Annotated in this window: 19 protein-coding genes; 10 read left to right on the top strand and 9 right to left on the bottom strand. The window is 56.3% G+C overall.

Annotation, left to right across the window (positions count from 1 at the left end; translation table 11 throughout):
- Window positions 1–35: 35 nt before the first annotated feature.
- Window positions 36–698: an iron-sulfur cluster repair protein YtfE gene (gene ytfE, locus JBO43_RS08420; RefSeq protein ID WP_095280507.1), complete on the bottom strand. Its 663-nt coding sequence runs from the start codon at window positions 696–698 to the stop codon at window positions 36–38.
- 248 nt (window positions 699–946) lie between these two features.
- Between ytfE and JBO43_RS08415 the strand changes: the two genes are divergently transcribed.
- The gene (locus tag JBO43_RS08415; protein WP_202674113.1) at window positions 947–2,596 is read left to right on the top strand and encodes a methyl-accepting chemotaxis protein; all 1,650 of its coding nucleotides are present in this window, start codon (window positions 947–949) and stop codon (window positions 2,594–2,596) included.
- Between the two features lie 119 nt (window positions 2,597–2,715).
- Here JBO43_RS08415 and JBO43_RS08410 read toward each other — a convergent pair whose 3' ends face one another.
- The 4 genes from JBO43_RS08410 to JBO43_RS08395 form a co-directional block, all read right to left on the bottom strand.
- Complete coding sequence (locus JBO43_RS08410) at window positions 2,716–3,678, bottom strand: DMT family transporter (protein WP_202674112.1); 963 nt, start codon at window positions 3,676–3,678, stop codon at window positions 2,716–2,718.
- 75 nt (window positions 3,679–3,753) lie between these two features.
- Window positions 3,754–4,578: an AraC family transcriptional regulator gene (locus JBO43_RS08405; protein ID WP_202674111.1), complete on the bottom strand. Its 825-nt coding sequence runs from the start codon at window positions 4,576–4,578 to the stop codon at window positions 3,754–3,756.
- 81 nt (window positions 4,579–4,659) lie between these two features.
- Window positions 4,660–5,508 carry an SDR family oxidoreductase gene (locus tag JBO43_RS08400; RefSeq protein ID WP_202674110.1) on the bottom strand — a complete coding sequence of 283 codons (849 nt, stop codon included), beginning with the start codon at window positions 5,506–5,508 and terminating at the stop codon, window positions 4,660–4,662.
- Between the two features lie 90 nt (window positions 5,509–5,598).
- Window positions 5,599–6,156, bottom strand: coding sequence for a hypothetical protein (locus JBO43_RS08395; protein ID WP_202674109.1), 558 nt, complete (start codon window positions 6,154–6,156; stop codon window positions 5,599–5,601).
- A 220-nt stretch (window positions 6,157–6,376) separates the two neighbouring features.
- Between JBO43_RS08395 and JBO43_RS08390 the strand changes: the two genes are divergently transcribed.
- Genes JBO43_RS08390 through JBO43_RS08370 form a run of 5 tightly spaced genes read left to right on the top strand, consistent with a single transcriptional unit; the run spans window position 6,377 to window position 10,349 of the window.
- Window positions 6,377–6,736 (top strand): copper resistance protein, encoded by a 360-nt coding sequence (locus JBO43_RS08390; protein WP_095280513.1) that lies wholly within the window; start codon window positions 6,377–6,379, stop codon window positions 6,734–6,736.
- Window positions 6,737–6,784: 48 nt separating this feature from the next.
- Window positions 6,785–8,833: a protein-disulfide reductase DsbD family protein gene (locus tag JBO43_RS08385; protein ID WP_202674108.1), complete on the top strand. Its 2,049-nt coding sequence runs from the start codon at window positions 6,785–6,787 to the stop codon at window positions 8,831–8,833.
- Window positions 8,834–8,835: 2 nt separating this feature from the next.
- Entirely contained in the window at window positions 8,836–9,420 is a 585-nt protein-coding gene (locus tag JBO43_RS08380; protein ID WP_202674107.1) for a DsbA family protein, read from the top strand.
- A complete protein-coding gene (locus JBO43_RS08375) occupies window positions 9,410–9,913 on the top strand; it encodes a protein disulfide oxidoreductase (RefSeq protein WP_202674106.1) in 504 nt (167 codons plus the stop codon). The genes JBO43_RS08380 and JBO43_RS08375 overlap by 11 nt, the downstream gene beginning before the upstream one ends.
- A gap of 49 nt (window positions 9,914–9,962) precedes the next feature.
- On the top strand, window positions 9,963–10,349 hold the full coding sequence (locus tag JBO43_RS08370; protein WP_095280517.1) for a winged helix-turn-helix transcriptional regulator: 387 nt from the start codon (window positions 9,963–9,965) through the stop codon (window positions 10,347–10,349).
- Between the two features lie 103 nt (window positions 10,350–10,452).
- On the opposite strand, the gene JBO43_RS08365 is transcribed toward JBO43_RS08370, so the two are convergent.
- Window positions 10,453–12,396, bottom strand: coding sequence for a bifunctional 2',3'-cyclic-nucleotide 2'-phosphodiesterase/3'-nucleotidase (locus JBO43_RS08365; protein WP_095280518.1), 1,944 nt, complete (start codon window positions 12,394–12,396; stop codon window positions 10,453–10,455).
- A gap of 190 nt (window positions 12,397–12,586) precedes the next feature.
- Between JBO43_RS08365 and cysQ the strand changes: the two genes are divergently transcribed.
- Entirely contained in the window at window positions 12,587–13,327 is a 741-nt protein-coding gene (cysQ, locus tag JBO43_RS08360; protein WP_202674105.1) for a 3'(2'),5'-bisphosphate nucleotidase CysQ, read from the top strand.
- Here the strand turns inward: cysQ and JBO43_RS08355 are convergent.
- Window positions 13,321–13,878, bottom strand: a complete 558-nt coding sequence (locus JBO43_RS08355; RefSeq protein ID WP_095280520.1) for a YtfJ family protein — start codon at window positions 13,876–13,878, stop codon at window positions 13,321–13,323. The two genes, cysQ and JBO43_RS08355, sit on opposite strands and share 7 nt — an antisense overlap.
- A 327-nt stretch (window positions 13,879–14,205) precedes the next feature.
- Between JBO43_RS08355 and JBO43_RS08350 the strand changes: the two genes are divergently transcribed.
- Window positions 14,206–14,412, top strand: a complete 207-nt coding sequence (locus tag JBO43_RS08350) for a stringent response modulator YtfK (RefSeq protein WP_012015808.1) — start codon at window positions 14,206–14,208, stop codon at window positions 14,410–14,412.
- Between the two features lie 73 nt (window positions 14,413–14,485).
- Here JBO43_RS08350 and JBO43_RS08345 read toward each other — a convergent pair whose 3' ends face one another.
- Both JBO43_RS08345 and msrA read right to left on the bottom strand, forming a co-directional pair.
- Complete coding sequence (locus JBO43_RS08345; protein WP_095280521.1) at window positions 14,486–15,823, bottom strand: polyamine export protein PaeA; 1,338 nt, start codon at window positions 15,821–15,823, stop codon at window positions 14,486–14,488.
- A 207-nt stretch (window positions 15,824–16,030) separates the two neighbouring features.
- Complete coding sequence (gene msrA, locus JBO43_RS08340) at window positions 16,031–16,672, bottom strand: peptide-methionine (S)-S-oxide reductase MsrA (RefSeq protein WP_095280522.1); 642 nt, start codon at window positions 16,670–16,672, stop codon at window positions 16,031–16,033.
- Window positions 16,673–16,897: 225 nt separating this feature from the next.
- Here msrA and tamA point away from each other — a divergent pair, with 225 nt between their 5' ends.
- Complete coding sequence (gene tamA / locus JBO43_RS08335; protein ID WP_202674104.1) at window positions 16,898–18,631, top strand: autotransporter assembly complex protein TamA; 1,734 nt, start codon at window positions 16,898–16,900, stop codon at window positions 18,629–18,631.
- On the top strand, window positions 18,628–22,404 hold the full coding sequence (gene tamB / locus JBO43_RS08330) for an autotransporter assembly complex protein TamB (RefSeq protein WP_202674103.1): 3,777 nt from the start codon (window positions 18,628–18,630) through the stop codon (window positions 22,402–22,404). The genes tamA and tamB overlap by 4 nt, the downstream gene beginning before the upstream one ends.

The raw sequence follows: 22,404 nt of genomic DNA, 5'->3' as shown, positions 1-22,404 counted from the left end.
AGGCCCGGTAAGGCGAAGCCGCCACCGGGCTTTTTTTATTCCCCGGATAGGGCGCGCGGGAACAGGACGTTGTTTTCCAGACTGATGTGTTCCATCAAATCGTCGATCAATACGTTGATCCCGTTGTACATCGCTTTCCAGGTGGTGCAAGCATCCGCCGGTGGCGTGACGTTATTGGTGGTGTGTTTGATCACTTCCAGCAGCTCGCCCGCGTCGTCGTGCTCACTTTCCATGACGCTGATCGGCCCCATCGCCTGGCTGCCCATGCCTTGTTTGATCATCGGGAACAGGATCTGCTCCTCTTTCATCATGTGGCTTGAAAGCTCTTGATGCAGCATGGTCAGGTATTTCGCCAGGCCGCGCGGTACGGAGGCCTTATCCGCATGTACGCGCTCGACTTTCGTCGCCTGAAGAATTAATTCCGGCAGCTGTTCACGGTGGCGATCGTGATAACGCACGATGATGTGGTCAATGATTTCTGCCAGCGCCACGCTGCGCCAGTCTTTCTCTATCGGTTGCTCGGCCAGTTGCGCCAGTTCGGCTTCAATCGCGTCAACATCCAACTCTTTACGCAGAGCCGCACGCGCCAGCGTTTGCTTCCCGCCACAGCAGTAATCCATATCGTATTTACGAAACAGCGCAGATGCGCGTGGAATGGAGAGCGCCAGCTCGCCTAAAGGTTGGTCGCGAAAGGCCATAGCAGTTACCTCATCATGAAGAATATAAGATGCATTTTAAATGCATCTTTAAGGCGAAGCTATAACCCTTTAGTGGCAACGGTAAAAACGAGAGGTGCGTCACAATTATTTTGAAGTTTTAAGCTGCTGAATGGCTTTAATAAATTCCGAAAATGACACGCTTATGCCCGTCCCTACGTTAAACAACCCCGCGCGTCTGCCGATAGATACACGTCAAACACTATCCTGCATATAACTAAAGGCATCGCATGTTTAAACGTATAAAAGTCATTACCCTATTGATCTCGGTGTTGCTCGGGCTGGGCGCAGTCCAGCTGATCTCCGCCGGGGTGTTCATCAATGCTCTGAATAACGACAAAGATAACTTTACCGTCTCCCAGCTTTCCAGCCAGAACGTGGCTGAATTTACTGACGCCTGGATCAGCCTCAACCAGGCACGTGTCACGCTCAACCGTGGCATGCTCCGTTTGCAGAGCAGCGTCGCAAGCCAGATTAACGGCGGACAGCTGAACGAGTTGGTCGCCACGGCCAAAAATCTGCTGGCCGAAGCGCAAGGTCATTACGATAAATACTACGCTTTGCCAGAAACACCGGGGATGGACGAGAACCTGTCCAAAGAGCTGGAAGAACAATATCGCGTTTATTCATCCACACTGACGCAAATGAACACCTTGCTGGCGCAGGGTAATCTGGAAGATATGTTCAAGCAAAATGCCGAGCAGAAGCAGACTGGGATGCAAAAGGTGTATCGCGAGTGGCGCGAGGCGCAGGCGAAACTGACCAGCAGAGGCATTCAGGACAATGAAAGCGACTACAACCGCATCCTCTGGATCCTCTCCGCCATTATGCTGGTGGTTTTGGCGGTGATTATCACCAGTTGGATTGCGATGCGCCGCGTGCTGTTGCTGCCGCTGCATGACGTGATCAGCCATATCCGCGCGATTGCGGCGGGCGACCTGACGCAGCCGATCGATGCCCAGGGCAAGAACGAAATGGCGGTTCTGGCGCGTAACGTGCAGGAGATGCAAACCGCATTGGCAAACACCGTTGGTGTGGTGCGTGAAGGGGCTGACACTATTTATACCGGCGCGGGCGAAATTTCTGCCGGCAGCAACGATCTCTCCTCCCGTACCGAGCAGCAGGCCGCATCGCTGGAAGAGACCGCCGCAAGCATGGAACAGCTGACCGCGACCGTGAAGCAAAACGCCGACAACGCCCGTCAGGCGTCCCGTCTGGCGCTGGACGCTTCGACTACCGCCAAAAAAGGCGGCAGCGTGGTGGAAGGCGTGGTGCGCACAATGGATGAAATCGCCACCAGCTCCAGCAAAATTGCCCAGATAACCAATGTGATTGACGGCATTGCGTTCCAGACCAATATTCTGGCGCTGAACGCAGCGGTAGAAGCCGCGCGCGCAGGCGAGCAAGGCCGTGGCTTTGCCGTGGTGGCTGGCGAAGTTCGCACGCTGGCGCAGCGCAGCGCCCAGGCGGCGAAAGAGATCAAAGGGCTGATTGATGATTCGGGCGATCGCGTCAACGCCGGTTCGGCGCTGGTCAATCAGGCCGGGGAAACGATGGCCGAAATCGTTAACGCCGTAACGCGCGTGACCGACATCATGGGCGAAATCGCCTCGGCGTCCGATGAGCAGAGCCGCGGTATCGACCAGGTCGGCCAGGCGGTGGCGGAGATGGATCGTGTGACGCAGCAAAACGCCTCGCTGGTAGAAGAATCCGCCGCAGCGGCAGCCGCGCTGGAAGATCAGGCCGCGCGCCTGAACGAAGCGGTCGCAGCGTTTAAAATCACCCGCGGCCAAGCGGTAAAAGCGGCTCCGGTAAAAACGTACGCAGCGAAGGCTAAGCCAGCGGCGACGGTCAACGAAGCTCACTGGGAAACCTTCTGACAGATGCCGGATGGCGCTTGCGCTTATCCGGCCTACATAAACCGCGCCGGATGGTGCAAATTCATCATTGTGGTTTTGTAGGCCCGGTAAGCGCAGCGCCACCGGGCTTTTTTTTACATTTAGGCTACCGGAACCACCGTCGGTTTTTCCGGTTTCGCTCTGACAGCAATCACCACCCCCACCACCAGCAGCGCGATTCCACACCCTGTTAACAGCGGCGGCACGCTCTGGCGCATCAGGAAGGTATAAAGCAATCCGGCCAGAGTTTCGAAGACAATCAGTGGCCCCAGAATCACCGTTGGCAATTTTTGGCTGGCGATATTCCAGCACAGCGCTCCCACCCACGAGCACAGCACCGCAATTGCCACCATCAGGCCGACAAACACCCACGGACGCGGGCCGAACGGCAGGGCAAATTCGGGCTGTTGCAGATCCAGCCACCAGCAAGATGCCGCATACCCCAGCAGCGAAACCGGCAGCGTCACCAGCGCCTGGGCGGTCGCCCACATCATCGGATGCTTATCCGGATTCTCCCGCAGCCAGCGGGCGTTGCGCAGGGCATACCACGCCCAGCAGACGACGGAAACCGACGCCAGCAAAATTCCCGACCCGTAGCGCCATCCGTCAAACTCGCCAACGCCCGCGTGGTGTAATTCAGCAATGTTCACCAACGCCAGGCCGATGGCGATACACACCAGCGCAGGGACCATTTTTGACCACGCCAGTTTGCCGTCGCGCTGGCTATACAGCAGGTTAGCAAATACCGGAATGACCACTGGCAACGTCCCGATAATCATCGTCGAGACTGGCGCACCGGTGCGCTGAATGGCACTTGCCAAACACACGTAATAGATAATATTGCCCATCATGGTCAGCGCCAGTGCGGTTTTCCAGTCATGGTGAGTGAGTTGGCGAAGGCGTGCGCGGCCCAGCCACGCCAGCGGCAGGGCGATCAGCCCCAGCGCCAGATAGCGCCCCATCGACTGCAACACCGCCGGGTATTCTGGAACCATTAACGGGCCGACAAAAATCAGTCCCCACATCAAACCCGCCAGCAGAGCATACAACACGCCGATAATCATTTTGCCATCCACATCAAAGAAACCTGCGTGCAGTGTAGAAAAGCAATGGGAGGGAATATTGTATGAGGTTGCGCATTAGCGCCGGACGACCTGCTTTTGATAGCGAACGGGCGTAATGCCGTAGCGATGAGTAAAGGCGCGGGTGAGATGCGACTGATCGGTCAGGCCGGTGGCGGCGGCCACTTCGGCGGCGGGCATACCGAGGGTCAGAAAGGCTTTGGCACGCCACAGGCGGATCGCCATCAGCATCTGATGCGGCGTGACGTGAAAGTGAGCTTTAAACTGGCGCTGGAAATGGTAAGGACTGAGCGACACCACACGCGCCAGTTCGTCCAGCGTCACTGGATGCATATAGTTGTCGTGCAGATACTCGCGCGCCCGCTCGAAGCGATGTGCCCCTTCCTGAATCACCGGTGCATGGCGCGCCAGCGGTTGAAAAGTGTCGATCAAATCCAGCAGCAACCCCTTCTGCGCCAGCGGATCGTCCGTATGCCACAGACCATAAATCAGCTGACAGATCTGCTGCGAGCGCAGCGGGTCGTGGCGCGTTACATCGCTAAACCACCAGTGGCGAATGCCAGTGACGTCTTCGAGCAGGTCGGGATCGAGATACACCATCCGGTAGCGCCAGCCGTCGTCGGTTGCGGCTTCGCCGGTGTGCAGCTCGTCAGGATTCATGGTGACAACAGAATGGACGGGAGCGACGTACTGGGTGCCGCGATAGCGAAAGCGCTCGGCACCGGCTTCGATTGCGCCGATCCCGAAGGCTTCGTGGGTATGTGGTTCAAAGGCGTAGCGTGAGATATGCGCGTGATACAGTTCGACGCCCGGCACTTGCGCCAGATGGCGAAAGCGCGCGCTGTCTCTCTCATCGATGAACTGTTCGGGTACGCCTTGCACGGTGAGCCTCCGGGTGGGTCATCTTTTCATTATCAGAGATGACCCACGGGGATGCCACAAAAATTAACCACCGCGTAACCGTTACAGAATGCCTTTTACGCTTTCAGCCAGCGGCGTGGTTGGGCGACCAATCAGTTTGCTTAAGGTATGGCTGTCGTCGAACAAACCGCCTTTGGACGCGCCCGTATCGGAGTCAGCCAGCATGTCTGCCAGCCCGGCCGGTAAGCCCACGCCTTTCAGTGCGGCGGCGAAATCGGCTTCGCTCAGATTCTGGTACGTCACCGGTTTTCCGCTCTGTTTGCTCAGCTCGGCGGCCAGCTCGCTCAGCGTCCAGGCGTTGTCGCCCGCCAGTTCGTACACTTTGCCCGCATGACCTTCTCCGGCGACAACGATAGCCGCTGCCGCCGCGTAATCTTCGCGCGTGGCCGAGGCGATTTTGCCTTCACCCGCCGCGCCAATAAACACGCCGTGCTCAATTGCAGGTGGTGCACTGGCGAGATAGTTTTCCGTGTACCAGCCGTTACGCAGCAGGGCGTAAGGAATGCCAGAATCGGCCAGCGCTTTTTCAGTCTGAACGTGTTCAACGTGCAGGCCAAGCGGGGATTTATCCGCATGCAGCAGGCTGGTGTAAGCAATGAATTTCACGCCTGCCGCTTTGGCCGCGTCAATGACGTTTTGATGTTGAGTGGCACGTTGGCCGACTTCGCTGGAGGAGATCAGCAGCAGTTTATCCACGCCGCTTAAGGCAGCGGTGAACGCCGCCCGATCGGTGTAATCGGCCTGACGCACAACAATACCTTGCTGGCTTAGGGCGTCGGCTTTCGCCGGATTGCGCACAATTGCCACGATCTGGCTGGCAGGAACGGTTTTCAGCAGATTTTCGATAACGTGTTGGCCAAGCTGGCCGGTAGCGCCGGTAATTGCGATCATCAGGGAACTCCTTCGTGTTTGTCTGGTGTTGTAAAACACTAACACCTAAGCTTACTTTTAGTAAGTACGTACAAAAAGGTAAGTATTAAATCATTCATTCCGGCTCACTTCCTGACTCAACAACCGGGCTTCTTGTGCCGAAATCGTGGCTGCCGATTTAAAAGCTATAAACACCAGCAGGGCGCAGGCGATAAACCCCCACCAGAAATGACCGTTCAACAGTAGCAGACTGGCCACAGCGACATACGACACCGCCGTCACGGCGCTGACGAGCGCGACTTTAATGGCAATTTCTTCATTACGTTTGAGGGATGTGCCGATGAGTACCGCGATTAAAATCATGCCGATCGCGGCACCGATAACCGGAAGGGCGCAAATCATGGCGGCAACCAGGAAAATTAACGTCTGGTATTTACGTAAACCGGGATGATGCGCAAAGAAATCAGTTTCAAAGACCGTTTGCGTGGAGCGGTTAAATATCCGCACCAGGCAATTTTTCCTGAAAAGCAGGTGCAGGTGCTGTCCTGTTTCCAGTTGAGACAGAACCCGTGCAGGGATCGCAATAGTGTCTTTCGTGTCACCCCGTTTCAGGACAATAGAATTCCATGAGATGCGTTCAATCTGACCTGCCAGTAGTTTCTTTTCCATTTGTCATCATCGTTGAGTGACTGGATAACAGAGGCGCATCTTAGACTACGCGGAGTTAAGTAGTGTAAAGTTGGCTGCTGACTCAATAAGGTATTGTACAGATTGTTAAAGTGCAGATTATTGGACGAGGATTTTTCTGCTGCTTGTCTCTCGACGTTTCTTTACAGCACGCCGCGATTTTTGCCGCTAAGATAACCTCCTGAACTTTATCGAGGCGTTTATGATCCCCCGTCAGCGGAAAGCTTTTCTTCTTGTCGCTCTGGCATGTCTGGTAGTGCTTGTTTGCACCACGCAGCGCATGGCGGGGCTGCACGCGCTGCTGATGAACGTCTCGCCTGTTGCTCAGCAAACGGTACAGCAAAGCGGTGAAGCCGACGCTCCGGTCACACCCTGCGAGCTGAGCGCCAAATCTCTGCTGGCGACACCGCCGATCATGTTTGAAGGCGCGCTATTTGCCATCACGCTGATACTGGCTGTGCTGGCCGTTGTGCCGCCTCGTCCGGTGCGCCGTTGGCCGCCTCGCGTTATCTCTCCGCCCCGATTGCGGGTGCATCTGCGACTCTGCGTCTTCCGTGAATGATTGATTGCCTGGGAATTTAGGTTAATCAATTATTTATGGAGAAAATAAATGCATGCATTTTTAAGGCAGCTTGTGCTCTGCCTGTTTTGGCTATGGCTGCCCGTCAGTCAGGCCGCCGACAGCGGCTGGCTCCGCGCTGCGGATAACAATCACGCCAGCGTTCGCCTGCGGGCAGACGCTCAGGAAAAGGGTGATACGCGCCTGCGGGCAGACGCTCAGGAAAAGGGTGATACGCGCCTGCTGCTGGACGTTACGCTGGAGAAAGGCTGGAAAACCTACTGGCGATCGCCGGGAGAAGGCGGTATTGCGCCCGCCATCAAATGGCAAACCCCGCTGGAGATGGACTGGCGCTGGCCCGTGCCGCAGCGTTTCGAAGTAGCAGGCATCACCACGCAGGGTTATGACGGCAAGGTGTCGTTCCCGATAACCCTACGCGGTCAACTGCCGGGTAAACTGGCGGGTGTGCTGACGCTCTCCACCTGCAGCAACGTCTGCATCCTGACGGACTATCCCTTTGCGCTGGATCTCAGTGCGCCCGCCGATCCGCAGTTCAACTACGACTTCAGCCGCGCGCTGGGCACACTGCCGCTTTCTGAAGGGCTGACTTCCCAGATCACAGCCGGTTTCGGCGCAGAAAAGCTAACTGTCACCGCCACCCGCGAGGCGGGCTGGCAAAACCCCGAGCTGTTTATCGACACTTTGGCAGACACAGATTTTGGCAAACCGGTTTACCAGGTTGACGGCCAAACCCTGACCGCCAGCGTGCCTGTCAGCGACGGCTGGGGAGAAGCGGCTCCGGATCTGCGGGGCAAAACCCTGTCGCTGGTGCTGGCAGATAAGGGGCAGGCGCAGGAAAGCCGGGTGATAGTGGGGGAAACTCAATCCAGCGACGCGCCGCTCTCGCTTGGCTGGATCATACTGATGGCACTGGTCGGAGGGCTGATCCTCAACGTCATGCCGTGCGTGCTCCCGGTGCTGGCGATGAAACTGGGCAGCATCGTACAGACCTCTTCGGTCAACCGCCGTAGCGTTCGCCAGCAATTTATGGCCTCGGCCGCCGGGATCGTAACCTCCTTCCTCGCCCTGGCCCTGATGATGACCGTACTGCGCCTCGGCAATCAGGCACTCGGCTGGGGCATTCAGTTCCAGAACCCGTGGTTTATCGCCGCGATGGCGCTGGTGATGGTGATATTCAGCGCCAGTCTGCTGGGTCTGTTTGAAATCCGGCTCTCCTCGGGGCTGTCGACGTTTCTCGCCACGCGGGGTGGCAATGGACTGCTCGGGCATTTTTGTCAGGGCGCTTTTGCAACGCTGCTGGCGACACCCTGTACCGCGCCGTTTCTTGGCACGGCGGTTTCTGTCGCACTGGTCGCGCCCTTGCCGCTGCTGTGGGGAATCTTCCTGATGATGGGGGTTGGCATGAGTTTGCCGTGGCTGTTGATCGCCGCCTGGCCGGGACTGGCATTGCACATGCCGCGTCCAGGGCGCTGGATGAACGTAGTGCGGGTGATTCTGGGGCTGATGATGCTCGCTTCGGCGCTGTGGCTGAGTAGCCTGCTCGCGGTGCATATCGGGCCAATCCCAACGCTGACGTTGACCGCCTTCATCATCATTGGGCTATTGCTTGCGACGTTATGGCGCTGGGGCTGGCGGACAGCTTTATCCTGGGCAGTGGCTGCGACAGTAGCGCTTGCCATTCTCTTTTCGCTCTTACGTCCCGGCAGCGCTGCGCTGGTGGAGGATCGCGTTGCCTGGCAACCGCTCAGCGAAGAGGCCATCACCGCTGCCCTTGCTCAGAATAAGCGGGTATTTGTGGATGTCACCGCCGACTGGTGCGTGACCTGTAAAGCGAACAAATACAACGTGCTGCTCCGCGATGAGGTGCAAGACGCCCTGAGTGCGCCGGACGTGATAGCACTGCGCGGCGACTGGAGCCGTCCGTCCACGACGATTAGCCAGTTCCTCCACGCTCGCCAGAGCGCCGCCGTCCCCTTCAATCAAATTTATGGCCCAGGGCTTGATCAAGGCCGCGTATTGCCGCCATTGCTGGAAAGAGACTCTCTCCTTCAGACCCTGAACGACGCCAAAGGAAAATAACGATGCGTATTATGACTTTCATTATGCTGATGTGCTTTTCAGCCCTGAGCTTCGCCGCTGAACCCGATCTGGAAAATTTACTGTGGAACGATCCAAATACCCCGGCGATGGGGGCAGAAAAACCGCGCCTGACGCTGGTGTCATTTACTGATTACAACTGCCCGTACTGCAAACAATTCGACCCGGAGCTGGAAAAAATCGTGCAAAAGTATCCGGACGTCAAACTGGTGGTGAAACTCCTGCCGTTTCGCAGTGAAAGCTCTGCCCATTCAGCGCGTATCGCGATGACCGCGTGGCGACAGCAGCCTCAGCAGTTCTGGGATTTGCACCATCGGCTGATGTCGAAGAAGGGCTATCATGACGATGCCTCTATCCTGGCTGCTCAGCAGAAAACGGGTACTGCGGCCATCAAAGCGGACGAGAAAAGCGGCGAAACGCTGCAGATGAATTTGATTCTCTCGCAGGTGTTGGGTGTGCAAGGTACTCCGGCAACGCTTGTTGGCAAAACAATGGTGGCGGGCGCCATTCCTTACGACGAACTTGAGGCGCTGGTAAAGCAAGAGCTGGCGAATCCTAATGCGCAGTAAATACATGCGCTGGCTGCGCGAAGGTATCGTCTGGCTGCTGATTGCGGCAGCCACTGTGCTGGTTGTGGATCAGTTTCGCAAACCGGCGCTCCCGGCGACATTTATCAGCACGCCGTTGCAGACGCTGGACGGCGAATCGGTTGATCTGGCGCAGAAGAGCCACGAACGACCGCTGCTGGTTTACGTCTGGGCAACCTGGTGCGGCGTGTGCCGGTACACCACTCCCTCGGTGGCAGAAATGGCGGAGGAGGGGAAAAACGTCATCACCGTTGCGCTGCGATCCGGCGAAGACCCAGCTCTAAGCCAGTGGCTGGCGAAAAAGGGTTATGCGATGCCGACGGTCAATGATCCTCAGGGCCTGCTCGCGAGGAGCTGGCAAGTGCAGGTCACGCCGACGGTACTGATTGTGTCGCAGGGAGAAGTGAAATCCATCACCACGGGTTACACCAGCGGCTGGGGCATGAAGCTGCGGCTCTGGTGGGCGGGGGTGTGATGTGGCACACTGGAGCTAACTTTTAGTAAGTACCGTCAGAAAGGTGAGTATGAAAACGTCAATTCCGACGCTCAGTGAGCAAATGCGCGACGGCAATCTGTTTGCCGAACAGTGTCCGTCCAGAGACGTGCTCAAGCACGTGACCAGCCGCTGGGGCGTGCTGATTCTGGTGGCGCTGCGTCAGGGGACACATCGTTTTAGCGACCTGCGCCGCAAAATGGGTGGCGTCAGCGAGAAAATGCTGGCTCAGTCGTTGCAGGCGCTGGAGCAGGACGGCTTTGTCGATCGCGTTTCATATCCGGTGGTACCACCGCACGTGGAGTACAGCTTAACGCCGCTGGGCGTTCAGGTGAGCGAGAAGGTGGCCGATCTGGCGGACTGGATTGAGGTGAATACGCCGCAGGTGTTGGCCCATCGGGACGACCGTGCGGCGTGATGATTTGCCGGGTGGCGCTGACGCTTACCCGGCCTACAGTTTCGGTGCGATTTGCGGGTTTTGTAGGCCGGGTAAGGCGTAGCCGCCACCCGGCACAACCACGCTACTTACTCAAATCCACCTGATAAATCGCGAACCCAATGTCATCACTTCCGACGTTTTTCATCGGATACTGCGCTTTGTCTTTGATAAACGCCGCCGCTTTTGCAGACGGTGACGTTTCAAAGCGAATATCCAGTTTGGTGTCGCTCTGAATCGGGGCCAGACGCCAGTTATTGTCTGCCGCCGGATGCACTGCTCCGGCCTTTTTAGACTGCTCACCAATCCACGCCGCCAGCACCGAGCGGTTCTCGTCCGGTGATGCAAACGCGATATGGCTATCGCCAGTTCCGGCAAATTTACCGCCGTAGGCGCGATAGTTATTGGTTGCCACCAGGAACACCGCGTTCGGATCGATCGGCTTACCGTTAAAAGTCAGGTTTTTAATGCGTTCAGCCTGCGGATTTACCGTCTGGCATTCGCCGTCATATTTCGCGGGCTGCGACACATCAATCTGATAATCCACGCCGTCGATCACGTCGAAGTTATAGGTGCGGAAACCGTCCCAGTTAATCAGCGACTGCGGTTTACTGCTGTGAACGTCGATTTGGTTAAACTGACCGGCAGAACACTCCAGCCACTCTTTCACCTCTTTGCCCGTCGCTTTCACCACCACCAGCGTGTTCGGGTAGAGATAAAGATCCGCCGCGTTGCGGAAGGTGAGCTGGCCTTTTTCCACTTCGACATAGCTTGCCGGGTCGTTCTTGCGCCCACCCACTTTGAACGGGGCCGCAGCAGACAGGACCGGCAGTTTTGCGAGGTCTGGATCGCCCTGAATAAAGCGCTCGACGTAGGCTTTCTGCGCCATGTTGACGATCTGCACCGTCGGATCGTCCTGCACCAACGCCAGGAAGCTGTACATATTGTCGGAGGATTTCCCGACCGGCTTGCTGACAAATTCGCGGGTCGCGTCGTGATCGTGTTTCAGTACGTTCAGAATGTTTTTATCTTCTGCTGCCAGCGATTTTTTGGCTGCCGCGTCGTAAATCGGACGCGCTTCGGCTTTCGACTGCGTGACCTGCCATTTCCCGCCGTCGTTGTTCAGCACCAAATCTACCACGCCCAGATGATCGCCCCACATGCCCGGCATCACCGACGGTACGCCGTTCAGCGTGCCTTTCTCGATATCCGCGCCCTTGATGCTGGCGAAATCTTTGCCTGGGAACACCGCGTGCGCGTGGCCAAACAGAATGGCGTCGACGCCCGGCACTTCACTAAGATAGTAAACGGAGTTCTCGGCCATCGCCTGATACGGATCGGCAGACAGACCGGAGTGTGCGACCACCACCACCAGATCGGCGCCTTTCTCACGCATTTCCGGCACGTATTTGCGCGCCGTTTCGGTGATGTCGTTGACGGTCACTTTGCCGGAGAGATTCGCTTTGTCCCAGGTCATGATCTGCGGCGGCACAAAACCGATATAGCCGATTTTAAGCGTCTGCTTTTTACCGTCCTTATCGACCACCTCAGTCTCTTTAATCAGATATGGCGTAAACAGCGGCTTTTGCGTCTTAACGTCGATGATATTGGCGTTAACGTACGGGAATTTTGCCCCGGAAAGGGCCATGTGGAGATAATCCAGGCCGTAGTTAAATTCATGATTTCCAAGGTTGCCGACGGCGTAATCCAGGGTATTCAACGCCTTGTAGACCGGGTGGATATCACCCTTTTTCAGCCCTTTCGCCGCCATGTAGTCGCCGAGCGGACTACCCTGAATTAAGTCGCCGTTATCGACCAGCACGCTATTTTTCACTTCGCCACGCGCGGCGTTAATCAAACTGGCGGTGCGCACCAGCCCGAATTTTTCGGTTGGGGTATCTTTGTAGTAATCGAAATCCATCATATTGCTGTGCAGGTCAGTCGTTTCCAGAATACGGAGATCGACCGTTGCTGCCTGAACGCTCGCGGCAATCAGCGTCGCCAGAAGCGTTGCGCTAAACTTAATCATCAGAGGAGTCCTTTTTACGATCCAAGCCACAAAAGAATATGTATGTATATTTTGTTGCTTACAGAAGTGTGAATCCTGCCAGAAAAAAGTGTCGTGAAACCAGAATTGCCTCACAGATAGCGGAATTGTTTACAATACGATATAACTAAAACAAATACTTATGCCCACTGCGTTAACAAAGAGGTGGAGAATGTTAGATAAAATTTGTCAGCTCGCACGGGATGCGGGTGATGCCATTATGCAGGTGTACGATGGCGCGAAGCCGATGGATGTTGTCAGTAAAGCAGACGACTCCCCGGTAACAGCGGCCGATCTCGCGGCCCACGAGGTGATCCTCAAAGGGTTGCAGACCCTGACGCCGGAGATTCCGGTGCTGTCTGAAGAGGACCCACAGAGCTGGGATGTTCGCCAGCACTGGCAGCGCTACTGGCTGGTAGATCCGCTGGACGGCACCAAAGAGTTCATCAAGCGTAACGGTGAGTTCACCGTCAACATCGCGCTGATTGAGAAAGGCAAAGCAGTGCTGGGCGTGGTCTATGCCCCGGTGCTGAAAGTGATGTACAGCGCGGCGGAAGGCAAAGCCTGGAAAGAAGAGTGCGGGACGCGGAAGCAAATTCTGGTGCGCGACGCGCGGCCACCGCTGGTGGTGATCAGCCGCTCGCACAGCGATTCCGAATTGCAGGAATATCTGCAACAGCTGGGTGAACACCAGACGACGTCGATTGGATCGTCGCTGAAATTCTGTCTGGTGGCAGAAGGACAGGCGCAGCTGTATCCGCGCTTTGGGCCGACCAACGTCTGGGATACGGCGGCAGGCCATGCGGTGGCATCAGCGGCGGGCGCACACGTTCACGACTGGCAGGGTAAGCCGCTGGACTATACCCCGCGTGAGTCGTTCTTAAATCCGGGCTTTCGGGTCTCGATTTACTGACCGAGTAATTTATGCAGCAGGGCGACCACCTGCTGCACCTCTTCCTGCGTCAATGCACCGTCTTTCGCCCATTGCACGCGCCCCTCTTTATCCAGCACCACAATCGCGGAACTCTCCTCTTCCAGCCCCCAGGCTTTGCGCGTCACGCCGTCGCTGTCGACAATAAACTGCGACCACGGATAGAGTTTTTTGTTGCTCTCAAGGCTTGAGCGCACAAACATGCCGGAGCCTGGAATCGCATCGTCGGTGTTCACAATGGTGGTGGTCTGATAGCGGTCATGAGGGAATTTTGCGGACTTGATCGCTTCAACAAGAGTGGCATTTTTCTCTTTTGCCGAGGTACGACCGGCAATATGTTGCACCACTCGCACTTTGCCCGCGAGCTGCGCGCTATTCCAGGGTTTATAGCTAAACTTATCATTGTCGAGAATCAATTCTCCCCGATCGGCAATACCGATCGGTGGCACACGCTGTCCATTTTCAATGTTATGTGCGCTGGCCATCATCGGCAGTAACAGGCAGGCTACGGCCAGGATGTTACGAAGGGTCATGGTGTTTCCTTATCATTATCGTTGCAGGTGATCCGACCACTTGGTCTTACGGTTTAAGCATAAGTGCGATCGTCAGGCTTTTCCCGCAATCCGAATGCCAGTTTGCGGGCGAACGCACATATCCGTAAAAAAACGAAGGCTTATACTGTTTTCAGAAACGCTATGCAAAGAATGTTCTGAATAATTGTAATCAAACGGTAAATAAACTTATGCATACTGGGTATCAACGTTTTTCTGGTCTATAGTCATTGAGCAATAAATTTGCGCTCAGGACAGTCGGCCCGATTGTGGCGCCGCAAGAGCGTATGATTCGCAGGAGATACAAGAATGAAAATTTTCCAACGCTACAACCCGCTTCAGGTGGCGAAGTACGTGAAGATCCTGTTCCGAGGACGGTTGTACATCAAGGACGTTGGCGCTTTCGAATTTGATAAGGGCAAAATTCTTATCCCGAAAGTGAAGGACAAACAGCACTATTCTGTGATGTCCGAAGTCAACCGACAGGTTATGCGTCTGCAAACTGAGATGGCTTAACTGCGTGCTATGCAGTAATTAAAGCAGTATAAAAAAACGGCTCCCAAGGGAGCCGTTGATGTTTGTGCAGCGCTTACGCTGACACTTTTTCTTCCGCGTCTGGTAGTTTTGGCACCAGCACTGTCGGTTTGTTATCAATGCGCGTCACCAGCAGCTGGTCGATGCGGTAGTTATCGATATCTACGACTTCAAACTTGTAGCCGGAGAACTTCACCGAGTCGGTCCGTTTCGGGATTTTACGCAGCATAAACATCATGAAGCCGCCAATGGTCTCGTAGTTGCCTGACTGCGGGAATTCATCGATATCCAGCACGCGCATCACGTCTTCAATCGGCGTGCCGCCGTCCACCAGCCATGAGTTCTCATCGCGCGCCACAATCTGCTCTTCCAGACCCTGACCGACCAGATCGCCCATCAGGGTGGTCATCACGTCGTTCAGTGTGATGATGCCCACCACCAGCGCGTATTCATTCATGATCACCGCGAAGTCTTCACCGGCGGTTTTGAAACTTTCCAGCGCTTCAGAGAGCGTTAGGGTGTCCGGCACAATCAGCGTATTGCGGATCTGCACGCCGCTGTTCAGCGCCAGGCTTTGGTTCGCCAGCACGCGGTTCAGCAGGTCTTTAGAATCGACGTAACCGATGATGTGGTCGATATCTTCGTTACACACCAGGAACTTGGAGTGCGGATGCTCGGCCACTTTGTTTTTCAGGCTCTGCTCGTCTTCGTGCAGGTCGAACCAAATCACGTTTTCACGTCCGGTCATGGAGGACGGCACGGTACGGGATTCGAGTTCAAACACGTTCTCGATCAGTTCATGTTCCTGCTTACGCAGCACACCCGCCAGCGCACCGGCCTCAAACACGGCGTAAATATCATCGGAAGTGATGTCGTCTTTACGCACCATCGGCAGTTTGAACAGACGGAAAATGGTATTCGCCAGGCCGTTAAAGAACCAGACCAGCGGGCGGAACACGTACAGACAGAAGCGCATCGGGTTGATGATGCGCAAAGCCACAGCTTCTGGCGCAATCATACCGATGCGTTTCGGGGTTAAATCTGCGAACAGAATGAACAGACCCGTGACCAGCGAGAAGGAGAGAATAAAGCTCAGCTGCTCGGACAGTTCAGGCGCGAAGTACTTTGAAAACAGGCTGTAAAAGGCCGGAGAAAAGGCCGCGTCGCCCACGATACCGCCGAGAATGGCGACCGCGTTAAGACCGATTTGCACCACGGTAAAGAACATACCGGGATTTTCCTGCATTTTCAGGATGCGTTGGGCGTTGAGGTTGCCATCGTCGGCAAGCAGTTTAAGTTTGATCTTGCGGGAGGCGGCCAGCGAAATCTCTGATATCGAGAAAAATGCACTGACAGCAATAAGGCAAAGTATTACTAAAATACTGTTTAACATAGTTTATCCGGCCTAACGCCAGATCCTCGGAAGGGAGTTGATTTCATTCGTGTGAAGACACATTGAACATCGGCTCGTAGCGTTGAGCCGATTATTTCAGCGGGTAGTATAGCGTAAACGAGTGTAAATCCGCCAGAGGTCACATTTTTACTAAAAAAAGGGCGGGCAGAGGCGCGCCACGCGGCTCGCGTGGCGCGGGAGAGATAATCAGGCCAGCTGTGGCGGCAGGCAAACGCCGATTCCGCCGATACCGCAATAGCCGTACGGGTTTTTGTGCAGATACTGCTGGTGGTCGTCTTCCGCATAGTAGAACGGTGTTGCGGTGGCGATTTCGGTGGTGACCTGGCGTGTATCGCCCGCGGCCTGCATCGCCTCCTGGAAGCGGGTCAGGCTGGCGCGCGCGGCGGCGTCCTGCTCTGGCGTCAGCGGATAAATGGCGGAACGATACTGAGTTCCGTGATCGTTACCCTGCTGCATGCCCTGGGCCGGGTCGTGGTTTTCCCAGAAAACCTGCAATAATTGTTCGTAGCTGATGACCGCCGGATCGTAGACCACGCGCACGGCTTCCGCATGACCAGTGTCACCCGAGCACACTTCGCGATAGGTTGGGTTAGGCGTGTAACCGCCGGTATAACCCGCAGCCGTGCTGTAGACGCCCGGTAATTGCCAGAAGAGGCGTTCGACGCCCCAGAAGCATCCCATCGCGAACAGGGCGATCTCCATCCCGTCCGGGACATTGGTCATCGAATGATCGTTAACGGCGTGTAATGTGGCGACCGGCATTGGCGTATTACGTCCCGGCAGTGCATCTGCTTGAGAAACAAGATGCTTTTTGTCGAATAAACTCACGGTTGGGCCTCCGGGGCAGCGATGTTTCAGTTAAGGTTGTCATGGAGCGTTTAATTGAACACAATAAATACGCTGAATGAGTCTAGATTTAAACATAAGAAATATTAGGCCTGTCGGCCATTTTTCAACCCAGTGAATGGGTTTTGGGCTTTTATGCCGTGAAACGCCGCGGAGCGGCACTTCAATTGCTTCCAGGGGTGGAAACAAGGATATTCAGGAGAGAACGTGCCAAAGATCCGCCAGTTATGTTTGGTCAGTTTATTGCTGACAAGCGGAGTCGCCAGCGCGGCGAATGTCCGTTTGCAGGTTGAGGGGTTATCCGGGACGCTGGAAAAAAACGTGCGTGCACAGCTTTCAACGATTGAGAGTGATGAAGTGACGCCGGACCGGCGCTTTCGCGCACGCGTGGATGATGCGATCCGCGAAGGGCTGAAAGCGCTCGGTTATTACGAACCTACCATTGATTTCGATTTACGTCCGCCTCCGGCCAAAGGTCGTCAGGTGCTGATTGCTCGTGTATCCAAAGGCGAGCCGGTGCTGATCGGCGGCACCAACGTGGTGCTGCGCGGCGGTGCGCGTACTGACCGCGATTATCTGGATCTGCTGGGCACGCGCCCAAAGGTCGGCACTGTGCTGAATCACGGTGACTACGACCACTTCAAAAAAGAGCTCACCAGCGTTGCGCTGCGTAAGGGCTATTTCGACAGTCAGTTCAACAAAAGCCAGCTCGGGGTTGCCCTCGACCGCCGTCAGGCGTTCTGGGATATCGATTACGACAGCGGCGAGCGCTATCGTTTTGGTGATGTCACCTTCGAAGGCTCGCAAATCCGTGGCGAGTATCTGCAAAACCTGATCCCTTTCAAAGAGGGCGACTATTACCAGTCAAAAGATTTGGCCGAGCTGAACCGTCGTCTGTCGGCAACCGGCTGGTTTAACTCCGTCGTCGTGGCACCCGAATTTGACAAGGCGCGCAAAACCAAAGTCTTACCGCTGCACGGCGTCGTTTCGCCGCGCACCGAAAACACCATCGAAACCGGTGTGGGTTACTCAACGGACGTCGGTCCGCGCGTGAAAGCAACGTGGAAAAAGCCGTGGATGAACTCCTACGGCCACAGTCTCACCACCAGCGCCAGTATCTCCGCGCCGGAACAGCAGCTCGATTTCAGCTACAAAATGCCGTTGCTGAAGAACCCGCTGGAGCAGTATTACCTGGTGCAGGGCGGCTTTAAGCGCACCGACTTGAACGATACGGAATCCGACTCCACCACGCTTGCCCTGTCGCGCTTCTGGGACCTTTCCAGCGGCTGGCAGCGGGCGATTAATCTGCGCTGGAGCCTCGACCACTTTACCCAGGCTAACGTTACCAACACCACCATGCTGCTCTATCCGGGCGTGATGATCAGCCGCACCCGCTCGCGCGGCGGCCTGATGCCAACCTGGGGCGATTCCCAGCGCTATTCCATTGATTACTCCAACACCGCCTGGGGCTCGGACGTCGATTTCTCGGTGGTGCAGGCGCAAAACGTCTGGATTCGTACCCTTTACGACAAACACCGCTTCGTGACGCGCGGCAACCTCGGCTGGATTGAAACCGGCGACTTTGAACGCGTGCCTCCGGACCTGCGTTTCTTCGCGGGCGGCGACCGCAGTATTCGCGGCTATAAGTACAAATCGATCTCCCCGAAAAATGACAAAGGCCAGCTGATGGGGGCCTCTAAACTGGCGACCGGATCGCTGGAGTACCAGTACAACGTCAGCGGAAAATGGTGGGGCGCGGTGTTCGTGGACGGCGGCGAAGCGGTGAGTGATATCCGCAAAAGTGATTTCAAAACAGGCGCAGGCGTCGGCGTGCGCTGGCAGTCACCGGTCGGGCCGATCAAGCTCGACTTCGCCGTTCCTGTCGGCGATAAAGACGAACACGGTTTACAGTTTTACATCGGTCTGGGGCCTGAATTATGAGTTTATGGAAGAAGATAAGCCTCGGCGTGTTGATTTTTATCGTGCTGCTGCTCGGCACGGTAGCGTTCCTGGTGGGGACCACCACAGGTCTGCATCTGCTGTTTAACGCGGCGAACCGCTGGGTGCCAGGGCTTGAGATCGGCCAGGTGACGGGCGGCTGGCGCGATTTGCGCCTCAAGAATATCCGCTATCAACAGCCTGGCGTGGCGGTGAACGCGGGCGAGTTCCACCTGGCGGTGAAGCTTAGCTGCCTGCGCGACAGCAGCCTGTGCGTCAACGATCTGTCGTTAACCGACGTGAACGTGGCGATTGATTCGAAGAAAATGCCGAAATCTGCGCCGGTGGAGGAAGAGGAGAGCGGTCCGCTCAATCTCTCTACGCCTTATCCGATCGCGCTGTACCGCGTGGCGCTCAACAACGTCAATATCAAAATCGACGACACCACCGTTTCGGTGATGGATTTCACCTCCGGCCTGCGCTGGCAGGAGAAGAACCTGACCCTGACGCCAACTTCCCTGCAGGGGCTGCTGATTGCCCTGCCGAAAGTCGCCAAAGTGGCGCAGGAAGAGATCGTCGAACCGAAAATTCAGAACCCACAGCCGGAAGAAAAACCGCTCGGCGAGACGCTGAAAGACTTGTTCTCGAAGCCGGTGCTGCCGGAGATGACCGACGTTCATCTGCCGCTTAACCTCAACATCGAAGAGTTCAAAGGCGAACAGCTGCGCCTGACGGGCGACACAGATTTGACCGTGTTCAACATGCTGCTGAAAGTGAGCAGTATCGACGGCACCATGAAGCTCGACGCGCTGGATATTGATACCAACCAGGGGAGCGTTAACGCGACCGGACAGGCGCTGCTGCGCGACAACTGGCCGGTGGATATTACCCTCAACAGCGCCCTCAACATCGACCCGCTGAAAGGCGAGAAAATGAAGGTCAAAGTGGGCGGCGCGCTGCGCGAGCAACTGGAGTTCGGCGTCAATCTCTCCGGCCCGGTGGATATGGTGCTGCGCGGGCAGACAAAGTTAGCGGAAGCGGGTTTACCGCTGAATCTGGAGCTAGTGAGCGAACAGCTTTACTGGCCGTTTACCGGCGAAAAACAGTTCCAGGCCGATAAGCTGAAGCTCAAGCTGAGCGGCAAAATGACCGATTACACCCTGTCGTTCCGCACCTCGGTGAAGGGCGAAGGCCTGCCGCCAGCGGATATTACCCTCGATGCGAAGGGTAACGAGCAGCAGATTAATCTCGATAAACTCACCGTGGCGGCGCTGGAAGGTAAAACTGAACTGACCGCGCTGCTCGACTGGCAGAAAGCGATCAGCTGGCGCGGCGAGCTGAACCTGAAAGGGATCAACACAGCGAAAGAGGTGCCTGACTGGCCGTCGAAGCTCGACGGAACCATCAAAACGCGCGGCAGTCTGTACGGCGAAAGCTGGCAGATGGACGTGCCGGAGATCAAACTCACCGGCAACGTGAAGCAGAACAAAGTCAATGTCGAAGGCTCCCTGCGCGGGAACAGTTATTTACAGTGGATCATCCCGCATCTGCACGTGGCCCTGGGGCGCAATACGGCGGATATCAAAGGTGAGCTGGGGGTGAAGGATCTCAATCTGGATGCCACCATCGATGCGCCGAATCTCGACAACGCCCTGCCGGGTCTCGGCGGAACGGCGAAAGGCTTAGTGAAAATTCGCGGAACCGTTGACGCACCGCAGCTGCTGGCGGATATCACCGCCAACAATCTGCGCTGGCAGGAGCTGTCCGTCGCACGCGTGCTGGTGAAAGGTGACGTCAAATCCACCGACCAAATCGCGGGCAACTTAAATCTGCGCGTTGAGCGTATTTCCCAGCCGGACGTGAACATCAGCCTCGTGACGCTGGATGCCAAAGGCAGCGAGAAGCAGCACGATCTCCAGCTGCGCGTGCAGGGCGAGCCGGTTTCTGGTCAGCTGCATCTGACGGGCAGTTTCGACCGCAAAGAGGAGCGCTGGAAAGGGGTTCTGGATAATACCCGCTTCACCACGCCGGTGGGGCCGCTTACGCTCTCCCGTTCCATCGCGCTGGATTACCGCAACGCCGAGCAGAAAATCAGCATCGGGCCGCACTGCTGGACCAACCCGAACGCCGAGCTGTGCGTGCCGCAGACTATTGATGCGGGCGCGGAAGGGCGCGCGGTGGTGAATCTCAACCGCTTCGATCTGGCGATGCTGAAACCGTTTATGCCGGAGACCACCGAAGCCAGCGGCGTCTTCAGCGGTAAAGCCGATGTATCGTGGGACACCACCAAAGAAGGGCTTCCGCAGGGCAACGTCACGCTCTCTGGACGTAACGTAAAAGTGACCCAGACGGTGAACGACGCGCCGCTGCCGGTAGCGTTCGAGACCCTGAATCTGACGGCGGATCTGCATAACAACCGGGCAGAGCTAGGCTGGCTGATTCGTCTGGCCAACAACGGTCAGTTCGACGGCCAGGTGCAGGTTACCGATCCGCAAGGGCGACGTAATCTGGGCGGCAACGTCAATATCCGCAATATGAACCTGGCGATGGTCAACCCAATCTTCTCGCGCGGTGAAAAGGCAGCCGGGATGCTCAGCGCTAATCTGCGTCTGGGTGGCAATGCCCAAAGCCCGCAGCTGTTTGGTCAGATGCAGCTCAACGGCGTGGATATCGACGGCAACTTTATGCCATTTGATATGCAGCCGAGCCAGATTTCTATGAACTTCAACGGCATGAGTTCGACGCTCGCGGGCGTGGTGCGTACCCAGCAGGGGCAGATCAACCTGAGCGGCGACGCAGACTGGAGTCAGATTGATAACTGGCGCGCGCGCGTGGCGGCGAAAGGTAGCCGGGTGCGCATCACCGTGCCGCCGATGGTGCGCCTCGACGTTTCCCCGGATGTGGTCTTCGAAGCGACACCAAGCCTGTTTACCCTCGATGGCCGCGTCGATGTGCCGTGGGCGCGCATCGTGGTTCATGACGTGCCGGAAAGCGCCGTTGGTGTCTCCAGCGATGAGGTGATGCTTAATAATGATCTGAAGCCGGTCGAGACTAAAAGCGCTGGGATTCCGATTAACAGTAATCTGACTATTCACGTCGGCAACAACGTGCGGCTTGACGCGTTTGGTCTGAAAGCGCGACTGACCGGCGACCTGAAAGTAGCGCAGGACCAGCAGGGGCTGGGCCTGAACGGACAGATCAATATACCGGAAGGGCGCTTCCACGCTTACGGGCAGGATCTGATTGTGCGTAAAGGCGAGTTGCTGTTCTCCGGCCCGCCGGATCAGCCGCTGTTGAATATCGAAGCGATTCGTAACCCTGAATCCACCGAAAACGACGTGATTGCCGGGGTACGCGTCACCGGAACAGCCGACGAGCCGAAAGCGGAAATCTTCTCCGATCCGGCGATGTCGCAGCAGGAAGCGCTTTCTTATCTGCTGCGCGGGCAGGGTCTGGACAGCCAGCAGAGCGATAGTGCGGCGATGACGTCAATGTTAGTTGGCCTGGGGGTTGCACAAAGTGGGCAGGTTGTGGGTAAAATCGGCGAGACGTTTGGCGTAAGCAATCTGGCGCTGGACACCCAGGGAGTCGGTGACTCTTCGCAAGTGGTGGTCAGCGGCTATGTACTGCCAGGTCTACAGGTGAAATACGGCGTGGGGATCTTTGACTCACTGGCAACTCTCACGTTACGCTATCGGCTGATGCCTAAGCTATATCTGGAAGCGGTGTCTGGCGTAGACCAGGCGCTCGATCTGCTCTATCAGTTTGAGTTTTAG

It is taken from the genome of Lelliottia jeotgali (genome assembly GCF_016771845.1).
Classification (GTDB): domain Bacteria; phylum Pseudomonadota; class Gammaproteobacteria; order Enterobacterales; family Enterobacteriaceae; genus Enterobacter; species Enterobacter jeotgali.
The sequence above is the reverse complement of the archived record's forward strand: the minus strand, read 5'-3'. Positions and strand labels throughout refer to the sequence as shown.